Annotated in this window: 6 protein-coding genes; 4 read left to right on the forward strand and 2 right to left on the reverse strand. The window is 70.0% G+C overall.

Annotation, left to right across the window (positions count from 1 at the left end):
• Both HNV26_RS05000 and HNV26_RS05005 read left to right on the forward strand, forming a co-directional pair.
• On the forward strand, positions 1-2,246 hold a 2,246-nt coding region (locus HNV26_RS05000), incomplete at its 5' end, for a DUF4082 domain-containing protein (RefSeq protein WP_171452768.1).
• Positions 2,247-2,624: 378 nt separating this feature from the next.
• The gene (locus HNV26_RS05005) at positions 2,625-5,828 is read left to right on the forward strand and encodes an FAD-binding and (Fe-S)-binding domain-containing protein (protein ID WP_171439481.1); all 3,204 of its coding nucleotides are present in this window, start codon (positions 2,625-2,627) and stop codon (positions 5,826-5,828) included.
• Between the two features lie 34 nt (positions 5,829-5,862).
• Here the strand turns inward: HNV26_RS05005 and HNV26_RS05010 are convergent, their stop codons facing one another.
• Positions 5,863-6,981, reverse strand: a complete 1,119-nt coding sequence (locus HNV26_RS05010; protein WP_171439480.1) for an enolase C-terminal domain-like protein — start codon at positions 6,979-6,981, stop codon at positions 5,863-5,865.
• Between the two features lie 267 nt (positions 6,982-7,248).
• Between HNV26_RS05010 and HNV26_RS05015 the strand changes: the two genes are divergently transcribed.
• The gene (locus HNV26_RS05015; protein WP_171439479.1) at positions 7,249-9,729 is read left to right on the forward strand and encodes an ABC transporter permease; all 2,481 of its coding nucleotides are present in this window, start codon (positions 7,249-7,251) and stop codon (positions 9,727-9,729) included.
• A gap of 44 nt (positions 9,730-9,773) precedes the next feature.
• Here the strand turns inward: HNV26_RS05015 and HNV26_RS05020 are convergent, their stop codons facing one another.
• Positions 9,774-12,161, reverse strand: a complete 2,388-nt coding sequence (locus HNV26_RS05020; RefSeq protein ID WP_253816244.1) for an ABC transporter permease — start codon at positions 12,159-12,161, stop codon at positions 9,774-9,776.
• Positions 12,162-12,494: 333 nt separating this feature from the next.
• Here HNV26_RS05020 and HNV26_RS05025 point away from each other — a divergent pair, with 333 nt between their 5' ends.
• Complete coding sequence (locus tag HNV26_RS05025) at positions 12,495-13,268, forward strand: 2,3-dihydro-2,3-dihydroxybenzoate dehydrogenase (RefSeq protein WP_171439477.1); 774 nt, start codon at positions 12,495-12,497, stop codon at positions 13,266-13,268.
• The last annotated feature ends 25 nt before the right edge of the window (positions 13,269-13,293 follow it).

Here is a 13,293-nt window from a genome sequence, read left to right on the forward strand (position 1 = left end):
CCACCGCCACGCCCGGCACCGCCACCACCCCTGACACCGCCGCCATCGAAGTGGGCGTGCAGTTCCGCTCGGACGTGGACGGACGGGTGACGGGCGTGCGCTTCTACAAAGGCAGCGGCAACAACGGCAGCCACGTGGGCAATCTGTGGAGCGCCACGGGCCAGCCGCTCGCCTCCGCTACCTTCACCAACGAGACGGCCGTCGGCTGGCAGGAGGTGACGTTCTCCTCGCCCGTCGCCATCACCGCCGGCACCACCTACGTGGCGTCGTACTTCGCGCCGCTCGGCGGCTACTCGTTCGACAGCAACGGCCTGGCCACCGGAGTGGATGCCCCTCCGCTGCACGCCCTGCCCGGCGCCACCACCTCGGGCGGCAACGGCGTCTTCGCCTACGCGTCCGCGTCCACGTTCCCCAACGGCAGCCACCAGAACTCCAACTACTGGGTGGACGTCGTCTTCGAGCCCTACGGACCGCCGCCCCGTCCGGGCGTCCACGGCGCGGGCCCCGTGCTGGTGGCCACCGCTCCCGGCAACCCCTTCACCGACTACCTGCGCGAAATCCTGGAGGCCGAGGGCATCGCCGCCTTCGCCACCACCGATGCCGGCAACCTGGGTGTCTCCGTCTCCCTCGATGACTACAAGGTGCTGGTGCTCGGCGAGCAGACGCTGAGCGCGGCCCAGGTGACGCTCATCACCGACTGGGTCACCGCCGGCGGCAGCCTCATCGCCCTGCGGCCCGCGGCGAACCTCCAGTCCCTGCTCGGGCTCAATGCCTCTCAGGGCACGCAGGCCAATGGCTACATCCTGGTCAACGACACCCAGGCCCCAGGCACGGGCATCACCGCGGAGACGATGCAGTACCACGGGCTCGCGGACAAGCGCACCGTCGCCACGGGCACACGCACCGTCGCCACGCTCTACTCGGACGCCACCACCGCGACGGCGTTCACCGCCGTCAGCCAGCGCACCGTGGGCAGCGGCACCGCCACCGCCTTCATGTATGACCTGGCGAAGTCCGTCATCTACACGCGGCAGGGCAACCCGGCCTGGCAGGGACAGAACCGGGACGGCTCCTCCATTGGCCCGGGCGCGCGCGCCAACGACATGTTCTACGGCAACGCGTCCTTCGACCCGCAGCCGGACTGGGTGAACCTGGCCAAGGTCCAGATTCCCCAGGCGGACGAGCAGCAGCGCCTGCTCGCCAACGTACTCCACCAGACGAGCACCACGCCGCTGCCGCGCCTCTGGTACTTCCCCAACGCCAGGAAGGCCGTCGTGGTGATGACGGGCGACGGACACCCGGGTGGCGCCACCCCCCAGCGCTGGAACCAGTACCTCGCGGACAGCCCCACCGGGTGCAGCGTGGACGACTGGGAGTGCATCCGAGGCACCGTCTACGACTACGTGGGCGGACTGAGCGCCACCCAGGCCAACACCTACGTGGCCCAGGGCTTCGAGTACGCCCTGCACATCAACACCGGCTGCGCGGACTACACGGCCAACACGCTGGGCCCGAACTTCTTCACCCCGCAGCTCGCCAGCTTCGCGTCCGCCTTCCCCGCCGTCCCCGCGCCCGTCACCAACCGCACGCACTGCATCGCGTTCAGTGACTGGTCCACCCAGCCCAAGGTGTCGCGCCAGCACGGCATCCGCCTGGACACCAACTACTACTACTGGCCTGACTACTGGGTGCAGGACCGCCCGGGCATGTTCACCGGCTCCGGCCTGGCCATGCGCTTCGCGGACCTGGACGGCACGCCGCTGGATGTCTATCAGCTCGCCACACAGATGACGGACGAGTCCGGCCAGTCCTACCCGCTGCACATCGACACGCTGCTGGGCAACGCGCTGGGCCCCAAGGGCTACTACGGCGCCTTCAACGCCAACATGCACGTCGACTCGCAGCCGTCGGCCGGATCCTCCGGCTCGGCCGCCATCATCGCGTCCGCCAGGCGTGACGGCGTGCCGGTCATCACCGCGAAGCAGCTGCTGGAGTGGCTCGATGCCCGTGAAGCCACCCAGGTGTCCACCGTGGCCTTCACCGGCACGGTGCTCACCTTCAACCTCACGAGCCCCGCGCGTAACCTGTCCCTCATGGTGCCCACACGCACCACGACGGGCCGCACGCTGCTGTCCGTCACCCGCGCGGGCTCCGCCGTGACCACGGTGACGCGCACCATCAAGGGCGTGGACTTCGCCTTCATCGACGGCGCGCTGGCCGGCACCTACACCGCCACCTACAACTGAGTCACTCGCGCCTCCCAAGGCGCGTCATCCTCCTGGGCCCGACGCGGTGCATTCGCGTCGGGCCGCGAAGCGCCGGACCTGCTCGAAGGTGATGAGCCGGCGGATGCCCCACTGGGTCAGGCGGTCATTCAGATAATCGGCGACGCTGCGCTCATGGAAACTCCTCGGGGCCGGGGGCCTCCCGAAGCTGGGCATCCCCGGGAGACGCGGGGAAGCAGCACCGGGCAGTCCCGCCCGGGGGCCCTCGTCCCAGCCGTACCAGACGAGGCGGGAAGGCGTGCGCCGCGCCGCCACGGCATGTCCGCGCCGCGCGCGCGGTGCGCAGGTTCTCTGCGTGCCCATGCCATGGGCACGCACCCGAACGGGAGAGGAACCCCCATGCGCTCTACGGACGCCATCCAACGCACCCTCTCGCGGCTCTCGCGCAAGCGACCTGCTGCCCAGCCGCTCCCAGGTCCACAGGGCGGTGACGTCGCAGTGGACGTCCAAGGGCTGGAGGCAGCGCTGCGCCGCTCCGTGGAGGGCGAGGTCCGCTTCGACAATGGGAGCCGTGCGCTCTACGCCACGGACGCCTCCAACTACCGGCAGGTCCCCATGGGCGTCGTCATCCCCCGCAGCCTCGACGACGTCCTCGCCACCGTGCGTGCCTGCCGCGAATACGACGCCCCCTTGCTGTCGCGCGGCGGAGGCACGAGCCTCGCCGGCCAGTGCTGCAACGTGGCCGTCGTCATCGACTGGACGAAGTACCTGGGCCGGGTGCTGGAGGTGGATCCAGGCACGAAGACGGCCCGTGTTCAGCCCGGCACCATCCTGGACCACCTGCGCGACACGGCCGAGCAGTACCACCTCACCTTTGGCCCGGACCCAGCCACGCACAACCACTGCACCCTCGGCGGCATGCTGGGCAACAACTCGTGCGGCGCTCATGCCCAGATGGCCGGCCCCGTCTCGCACAACGTGCGGGCGCTGGACGTGCTCACGCACGACGGCCTGCGCCTGAAGGTGGGTCCCACCAGCGACGCGGAGCTGGAAGCCCTCATCCGGGCCGGCGGCCGGCGCGGGGACATCTACCGCAAGCTGCGCGAGCTGAGAGACCGGTACGCGGAGGAGATTCGCCGCCGCTACCCGCCGATTCCGAGGCGCATCTCCGGCTACAACCTCGACGCGCTTCTTCCCGAGCACGGCTTCGACGTGGCGCGCGCCCTGGTGGGCACCGAGGGCACGTGCGTCACCATCCTGGAGGCGACGTTGAAGCTCGTGCCCAGCCCGCCGCACCGGGTGGTGGTGATGCTCGGCTATCCGGACATCTACATCGCCGGAGACCACGCCCATGAGCTCGCCGAGCGCTTCCACCCGCTCGCGCTGGAGGGACTGGATGACGAACTCATCCACAACGTCGTCCTGAAGGGCCGCACCAGCCAGATGGAGTCCCTCCATCCCATGAGCTCGCACGCCGAGTTCCTCGACATCCTCCCACAGGGCCAGGGCTACCTCATGCTCGAGCTCGGCGGCGACACGCGGGAGGAGGCACTCGAGCGGGCGCGCGCGATGATGGATTCGCTGCGCAAGGGCCGCGGCGCTCCCGTGGACATGCGGCTGTATTCGGACAGGGCACACATCGAGCACGCGTGGAAGGTTCGCGAGGCGGGCCTGGGCGCCACCGCGCGTGTGCCAGGCAAGCCAGACACCTGTCCCGGATGGGAGGACTCGGCGGTGCCTCCAGCGAAGCTGGGGGCCTACCTGCGCGCCCTGCGCAAGCTGTACGACAAGTACGGGTATGACGCTTCGCTCTATGGCCACTTCGGCCAGGCGTGCGTCCATACGCGCATCGACTTCGACCTCACCTCAGCCAGCGGCATCCAGCAGTACCGCGCCTTCATCGAGGAAGCGGTGGACCTCTGCGTGTCCCTGGGGGGCTCGATGTCCGGTGAGCACGGCGATGGCCAATCACGCGCCGAGTTCCTCCCGCGCATGTTTGGCCCGGAGCTGGTGCAGGCCTTCCGCGAGTTCAAGAGCATCTGGGATCCGCGGGGGAAGATGAACCCTGGCAAGGTGGTGGACCCGAACCCCATCGACCAGGAGTTGCGCCTGGGCCAGGACTTCCGGGCGCGCACCTGGAAGCCGCGGACGCACTTCAAGTACCCGGACGACGACGGCCTGCTGTACCGGGCCACCGAGCGCTGCGTGGGCGTGGGCGAGTGCCGACGGGACGACGGCGGCACCATGTGCCCCAGCTACATGGTGACGAAGGAGGAGAAGCACACCACGCGCGGCCGCGCGCACCTGCTCTTCGAGATGCTCCAGGGCGAGGTCATCAAGAATGGCTGGCGCGATGACAAGGTGAAGGAGTCACTGGAGCTGTGCCTGGCGTGCAAGGGCTGCAAGGGCGACTGCCCGGTGCAGGTGGACCTGGCCACGTACAAGGCGGAGTTCCTGTCGCACTACTACCAGGGGCACCTGCGCCCGCGGCCCGCCTACGCCATGGGCCTCATCATGCTCTGGGCCCGCGCAGCCATGCGGGCCCCTCGACTGGTGAATGTCCTCACCGGTTTCCCACCGACCCGCATGCTGCTCCAGAGGCTGGCCGGCATGTCGACGCAGCGGGAGATGCCGCGCTTCGCGCCCGAATCCTTCCAGCGATGGGTGGCGCGCCGGCCGGTGTCGAACCCGAAGGGCCACCAGCGGGTGATGCTGTGGCCGGACACCTTCAACAACCACTTCTTTCCGGAGACGGCGGCCGCTGCGCTGGACGTGCTGGAAGACGCGGGCTTCGAGGTGGTGGTTCCCCAGGGGTTCCTGTGCTGCGGCCGGCCGCTCTACGACTTCGGCATGCTGACGACGGCGAAGTGGATGCTGCGGCGCACGCTGGAGAGCCTCCGCCGGGAGATTGAAGCGGGCGTGCCGCTGGTGGGGCTGGAGCCGAGCTGCGTGTCCGTCTTTCGAGATGAGCTGCGAAACCTCTTCCCGGATTGGGAGCTCGCCGCACAGCTCCGCCGTCAGACGTTCCTGTTCAGCGAATTCCTCGCCCGGTACGCGAAGGACGTGCCCCTGCCCCACATGGCGAAGAAGGCGGTGGTGCACGGCCACTGCCATCACAAGTCTCTCTTCCAGATGACGGACGAAAAGGCCGTGCTCGACAAGCTGGGGCTGGATTACGAAATCCCGGAGACGGGCTGCTGCGGCATGGCGGGCTCGTTCGGCTTCGAGGCCGGAGAGAAGTACACGGTCTCCCAGCAGGTGGGCGAGCGCGTGCTGCTGCCCAAGGTGCGCGCCACGCCCCGGGACGCGCTCGTCATCGCCGACGGCTTCAGTTGCCGGGAGCAGATTGCGCAGAACACGAACCGCCGGGCGCTGCACATCGCTCAGGTGGTGCAGATGGCCAAGGCGTACGGGAGCACGGGCCCCTCGGGCGACTTCCCCGAGCGCGGCTGGGTGACGCAGGGGCTGGGGCGGCCACCACTTCGGCGCCCACGCACCGCGGCGGTGCTGGGGGGCCTGCTGCTCCTTGGGTTGCGGCGGCTGAGTACCGCCCGCGCCCGTCCGGCACCACGGCGCCGACTGAGCCGTGCCTACAGCGGATAGAGCGCGCCGAGCAGCACGCCCGGCATGACGTGCCTCAGGATGGGGCGCCCACCTCGTAGCGGGCCGCATCCGCCCGCTTCAACTCCAGCCCCAGGCCCGGACGCGACAGGTCCGGCGCGAGCGCCCCATGCCTGACCGAAGCCACGCCGTCGAAGAGCATCCGCTCCAAACGTACGTGGTCGTGAAAGTACTCGATGTGCACCAACCGCCGCGCCGCGCACGCCACGTGGGCATGGAGCGCGGGGGCGCAGTGGGCAGAGAGAGGCACATCGAACGCGTCGCACAGCGCGTCTGTCTGAAGAAACCCGCTGATGCCCAGGCAGCGCGTCGCGTCCGCCTGGAGAACATCCACCGCGCCCGCCTCCAGCATGCGCCGGAAGTAGAGGCCGCCGTCTCCATACTCGCCCGCCGCCACGGCCATGCCGGCGGGGACGCGAGCACGCAGGCGGTGGAGCCCCTCCAGGTCATCACTGGAGACGGGCTCCTCGAACCAGGAGACGCCGTGCGCCGCGAAGCGCTCCGCGAGCGAGAGGGCCTGCGGCACCGCGTATGCGCCGTTGCCATCCACGAAGAGCTCCGCGCGTGGCCCGATGGCGCGCCGCGCGGCCTCCACCCGGGTTGGGTCCTCCTCGGGGTGGCTGCCCACCTTCATCTTCACCCGTGGAATCCCCTGCTCCACCCAGCCGGCGAGCTGCGCCTGGAGCCGCTCGATGGAATACGAGGTAAAGCCTCCGCTGCCGTAGACAGGTGCCGCATCCCTCGCGGCGCCCAGCAACCGCACCAGCGGCACATCCAGCAAGCGCGCCTTCGTGTCCCACAACGCCACGTCCACCGCGGAGAGCGCCATGGCCACCAGCCCCGGTCTCCCCTTGTTGCGAACCTGCCTCAGGAATGAGCGCATCCGCGCCGGCACGTCCATCACGTCGTGTCCCTCAAGCGCTCGGGTGAGCGAGCGGCGGATGAGGCTCGCCGCCGACGCGTCCGCGTACGTGTAGCCGAGCCCGCGCGTGCCTCCCGCCGTCAGCTCCACCACCACGAGCGTCGTGCTGTCCCACTCGATGGTGCCGTCCGCCTCCTGCGCGTCCGTTGGGACCTCGTACGCAAGAACCTCGCAGCGCTCGATGGGCACCGCCTCGCTGAGCCTCTGGACCATGGCCTCTCCCCGTGCATCAGCCCCCCGCCCCCATCATCCTCGAGAGAGTCCTTGCCCGCTCCGGCGTCCCTGGGGATGTCTGGGTGAGAGCTCCCACGCCAACCGGAGGGGGCGCGCGTGGGCAGCTTTCCAAAATGAAGCCTATGGACGGGCATGGCCTCTGGGTGCCGGGCCTGCGTAAGTTGCTGGTCCGCCGCTTGGCCAGCAGCCAGTGCAATGGCCCTCATCGTGCACCGTAGGGCGAACACACGCCCCCGAGGTCCCCCCGTGTCCGCCCTTATCGAGGATGTCCGCTTCTCTCTCCGGCTCTTGCTGAAGAACCGTGGGTTCACGCTGGTCTGTCTCCTGACGCTGGCCCTGGCCATCGGGGCGAACACGGCCATCTTCAGCGTGGTGAACGGGGTGCTGCTGCGGCCTCTGCCGTACCCGGAGCCAGACCGGCTGATGCAGGTGGTTCGAGTCACCAAGGACCACGGGCGGTCGGCGTCGCAGTCCATCGCCGGGTACGTGTGGATGTCCGCGGAGGGGTCGCCCTTCTCGCGCGTCACGGCCTACGAGGTGCTGCCTTCGGGCTTCAGCGCCGTGGGCGACGGCATCCCGGAGCGATTGCCGGGCATGCGCGTGACGGAGGGCTTCTTCGAGACCTTCGGCGTGAGGCCGAGGCTGGGACGCGGCTTCCTGCCGGAGGAGGACGTGGTGGGCGGGCCTCGCGTGGTCGTCCTCAGCGAGAGCCTGTGGCGGCGGCGCTTCGGCGGCGCGCCGGACGTGGTGGGCCGCTCCATCGTGCTCAACGACGAGTCCTATACGGTGGTGGGCGTGGCGCCCGCGTCGTTCGCGTACCCCACGGGCGTGCACCTGTGGACGCCGCTCCAGCTCGACCTCACGGACCGGACCAACTCCCACTTCCTCTTCGTCACCGGCAGGCTGCGCCCGGGCGTCTCGACCGACGGCGCGGCGGCGGCGCTGGAGACATTGGGGGGACGCGTGCGCGCGGAGAACCCGGCCCTGCTTGATGAGGGCCAGGAGTTCGCCCCGGTGGACCTGCGTGCGTTCCTCGCGGGCGACACGCGGTTGGCGCTCTGGGTGCTGATGGGCGCGGTGAGCCTGGTGTTGCTCATCGCATGTGTCAACCTGGCGAACCTCCAGCTCGCGCGGGCGGCGGCGCGCAACCGCGAACTGGTAGTCCGCGCGGCGTTGGGCGCGGCGCCGGGGTGGCTCGCGCGGCAGATGCTCACGGAGAGCCTCTTGCTCTCCGTGGCCGGCGGAGGGCTCGGGGTGCTGTTGGCGGTGGCGGTGTTGCCCGGGTTGTTGTCGCTGGCGCCGGACACCTCGGCGCTGCTGCCCGGGGACGGAGGGCTCGCGGGCGCGCAGGTGGGCATCGATGGCACGGTGTTGGGCTTCACGCTGGCCGCGTCGCTCCTCACGGGCCTGTTGTTCGGGCTGTTGCCCGCGTGGCAAGCGTCGCGCACGGACCTCCAGATGGCGCTCCGAGAGGGCAGCCAGCGGGCGACCCTGGGCCCGGGGGGCGGGCGCACGCGCGCGTTCCTGGTGGTGGGTCAGGTGGCGTTGGCGGTGATGTTGTTGGTGGGCGCGGCGCTGCTCATCCGCGGGTTCTCCGCGCTCCAGCGCGTGCAGCCGGGCTTCGACCCGCACGGTGTCCACGTGCTGCGGCTGTCGCTCCCGGAGGGGCGTTACGGCACGTTGCAGGCATTGGAGCGCTTCGAGACGCAGGTGGTGGAGCGCGTGCGGGCGTTGCCTGGCGTGGAGGCGGTCGGGTTCGCGACGTCGCTCCCCATGGACAGGGGCCCCAGCATGTCGTTCTCCATCGAGGGCAAGTACACGGGGGATGACAACGGCCCCGGCGCGGGCTGGGGGCAGTACCGCCCGGTGACGCCGGACTACTTCGGTGTGATGCGCATCGGCCTCATCCGCGGGCGGCTGCTGGCGGAGAACGACGTGGCGGGCTCGGAGCCGGTGGTGGTCATCAACGAGACGGCGGCGCGCAGGTTCTGGCCGGGCGAGGACCCCCTCGGCCAGCGCATCCGGGTGGCGCATTCGGTGCCGTCCCTCCGGGACGTGGTGCCCCGCGTCGTGGTGGGCGTGGTGCGGGACGTGCGCGAGGACGGCCTGAATGACGATCCTCCCCCGCTGCTGTACCTCCCGCCGGGACAGATGTCGCAGGGCGTCGCGTCGATGGTCGTGCGGATGATTCCGCAGAACCTGCTGGTGCGCGCCAGGGGCGGCCACGCGGACGTCGTAACGGCCGTCCAGCGCGAGGTGTGGGCGGTGGACGCGCAGCAACCGGTGATGGAGACGCTGAAGCTGGAGGACCACGTCGCGCGCTCGATCGGCTCCGAGCGCTTCAACATGATGTTGCTGGGGATGATGGCGGCGCTGGCGCTCGCGCTGGCCGCGGTGGGCATCTACGGCGTGTTGTCCTATCTGGTGAGCCAGCGGACGCGGGAGTTGGGCGTGCGGCTGGCGCTCGGCGCAACACGAGGCGATGTGGTGAGGCTGGTGCTCCGACAGGGCCTGGGCTCGGTGGCGGGCGGGGTGGTGCTGGGGTGCGCGGGTGCGCTGGCGCTGACGCGGGTGGTGTCCGGCTTCGTCCACGGCGTCAGCGCCCTGGACCCGCTGTCCTTCGCCGCCGCGCCGCTGGTGCTGCTGGGCGTGGGACTGGTGGCCACCTGGGTGCCCGCGCTGCGCGCCTCGCGCGTGGACCCCATCATCGCGCTCAAGTACGACTGAGGCAGGCGCGCCCGTGCCGCACAGCGAACATCCCGGAGACTTCCTCAGTCGTCCGAGCGCAGCACCTCGTGCAGCGGCACGCGGGTGACGCGGCGCGCGGGCAGCCAGCTGGCCAGCAATGCCACTGCGGCCAGCAGCGCGGGCACGGCCGCGAAGGTGACGACGTCGAACGTGCTCACGCCATACAGCACACTGGACAGGCTGCGCGCGAACACGGCGGCGCCGACAAGCCCCAGGAGGACGCCAGCCACGGCCATCCGAAGCCCCTGCCCCACCACGCGCCACACCAGACATTGCCCGGTCGCGCCCAATGCCATGCGGATGCCCAGCTCGCGCATCCGCTGATTGACTGAATAGGACAACACGCCGTAGAGCCCCACGCCCGCGAGCACCAGCCCCAGCACCGCCAGGGCCACCAGCAGCGCCCCCAGCACCTTCGTGTGGCCCAGGCTGGCGTCCACGACCGATTCCAGGGAACGCACGGGGACTCTCGGGAACTCGGGGGCCACGGCGCGAAGCTGCTCGCGCAGCACCGGGGCCAGCGCGACAGCGTCCTGCGAGGCACGCACGGTGAGCAGCATGTGCAGTCCCCAGAGCTGTCCCATGGGGACGAAGGCCTCGCTGACCGGGGGCGCATCCAGGCTGTTGTGCTGGACATCCCCCACCACGCCCACGATCTCGCGGAAGGCCTCACCGTCGAGCACCAGTTGCACGCGCTGCCCCACCGCGCTCCGCCCGGGGAAGTAGCGCCGGGCGAACGTCTCGTTCACCACGACCACCGGCGCGGTGCCCGGCCCATCCCAGGCTTCGATGGCGCGCCCTTCCTTCAGCGGGATGCCCAGGGTGTTGAAGTAGCCGTCGCTGGTGGTGCGGAAGTGGACCAACTCCCGGGAGTCCGCCTGTGATGCCGCCTCACCCGGCAGCAGCACCGGCGCCAGGCCATTGCGTCCCCACAGGGGCACCGTGCTGGCCATGCCCGCGGACGTCACGCCTGGAAGCGCGCGTATCCGCTCCAACATGCTGGAGAAGAGGGCCCGTTGGACGGCCTCCTCCCGGTACTTCGCCGACGGAAGGGAGAGGTCCACCACTGTGACACCCTGGGGATTGAAGCCCAGCGGCACCACGCTCAAGGCATGGACAGTGCGAAGCATCAGGCCCGCTCCCACCAACGGAGTCAGTGCCAGGGCCACCTGCGCGACCACCAGCGCCATGCGCCCGCCTTCGCCCCGCGTGGCTCCTGCGCCGCCTCGCAGCCCGCCCAGCGCGCCCCGCGCATCCGCGCGCGACACCCGCAGCGCGGGGACCAGGCCAAAGAGGAGGCTGGTCACCACCGAGAGGACCAGCGCGATGCCCAGGACATGCGGCTGCAGGCGGAGCGCCTCGGCATCCACGAACTGAGGCGGCATGAGCGCGCGCAGCAGATCCATGCCCCACATCGCCAGGACCAGTCCGGCGGCGCCGCCCACGAGCGCCAACATCCCGCTCTCCACCAGGAACTGCCGCACCAGCCGCCCTCGGCCCGCGCCCAGGGCGGCGCGCACCGACACCTCGCGCTCCCGCGCGGAAGCCCGCGCCAGCAACAGGTTGGCCACGTTGGCGCAGGCCACCAGCAGCACCAACGCCACGACGCCGGCCAGGAGCCACAGCCGCTCCTGGGAGCCCTCCACCACCTGCGCGTGCAAGGGCACCAGCCGCACCCCAGCGGGCGCCTCCGTGAAGCCCGGCTCGCGCACCAGCGCGGCGCCCAGGGCCGTCATCTCCGTGCGAGCCTGCTCCGCGGACACGCCTTCGCGCAGGCGTCCCACCACGCGCAGCCACACCCCTCCAGCCGACTCATCCGCGGCCAGGACCAACGGCTTCCACGCCTCCACGTCCGGTGCGAAGCGGAAACCCGCGGGCAATACCCCCACTACCGTGTGGAGCTGGTCATCCACCATCAACGTCTGCCCCACCACGTCCAGGCGGCCACCGAAGCGCCGCTGCCACAGCGCATGCGAGAGGAGCAGGCCGTGGGCGTCGGTGTCCGCGCGGAAGTCCTGTCCGAGCAAGGGCCGCACGCCCAGGAGCGAGAACAAGCCCGCTGTCGCCCGCCCCGCGCGCACCCGCTCCAACTCGCCGTCACCCGCCAAGGTGATGTCGCGGATCGACAGCCCCTCCAGTCCCTGGAACGCAAACGCACGCTCGCGCCAGGCGTGGAGTGACTGCAACGACACGCCCAGCCGCTCGCGCTGGGGCGTCGACTGGTACAGCGACACCAACTGCTCCGGTGCCCGGTACGGCAACGGCCTGAGCAGCACCTGGTACACCGCGCTGAAGACGGCGGTGGTGGCGCCAATGGCCAGCGCAAGCGTGGTGATGATGACCACCGTGAATGTGGCCTCGCGCCGCATGCGACGCAGGGACAATCGAACGTCCTGAAGAAGCTGGGACATGAAGGCCAGACTCCACTGCAACTCCAACGCCATCAAACGTCGCGCCTGACAGGGCCTCTGCACACACGGCTGAGACGAGGTTCGCGTTCGCCTGTGGCACGCGAAATCCCATCATCGGACACGAGCCCGGTCCGCATCCAATGCAGCCCAAAGAGCCATCGCGCGCGGTGGCCCCCCTTGCAATATGCGTTAACCGCAATCCCTTACTTCCCTTCTTGACACCCCTGACGCTGCGTGGCACATATCTGCGCATATTCGATAATGAAAATCATTCTCATTATCTACTTACCAACCCCACAAGCGGCGCAGGCATCCAGAAGGAGGCGCAGGGCCATGGGAACACCCACCCGGGTGGCACTCGTCACAGGTGCCGCACAAGGTATTGGCGCGGCAGTGGCACGTGCGCTTGCGGGCGAAGCCCTCATCGCCGCGGTCGACACCAACGCGGACGGCCTGAGCGCTCTCGTGGCCGAGCTCCGGCAGAAACATCAACAGGCGGTGGCCTACCCGGCCAGCGTGAGTGATGTCCCCGCTGTCGACGCCGTGGTGGAGCGCATCGAGCGGGAGCTGGGCCCCATCGAAGTGCTGGCCAACGTGGCGGGCGTCCTGCGCACGGGCCCCATCCTGTCCTACAGCGACGAGGACTGGGCGTTCACCTTCTCCGTCAACACGCTGGGCGTGTTTCAGGTGTCCCGCGCCGTGGCCCGGCGCATGGTGCCCCGGCGAAGCGGCGCCATCGTCACCGTGGGCTCCAACGCCGCCGCCGTCCCCCGCACGCAGATGGCCGCGTACGCCGCCTCCAAGGCCGCCTCCAGCATGTTCACCAAGTGCCTGGGCCTGGAGCTGGCCCCACACGGCATCCGCTGCAACGTCGTGTCCCCCGGCTCCACGGACACCGCCATGCAGCGCGCGCTCTGGGCGGATGACTCCGGCGCGCAGGCGGTGATTGCCGGATCACCCGAGACCTATCGCCTGGGCATCCCCCTGCAACGCATCGCCGCGCCCGAGGACATCGCCAACGCGGTGCGGTTCCTCGTCTCGGACGCGGCACGCCACATCACCCTGCACGACCTCCGCGTCGACGGTGGCGCGACACTCGACGCCTGACCCCGCCCTCGCGCGGCCCGCTCAG

The sequence above is a fragment of the Myxococcus xanthus genome, assembly GCF_013116825.1.
In the GTDB taxonomy this organism is placed as follows: domain Bacteria; phylum Myxococcota; class Myxococcia; order Myxococcales; family Myxococcaceae; genus Myxococcus; species Myxococcus xanthus_B.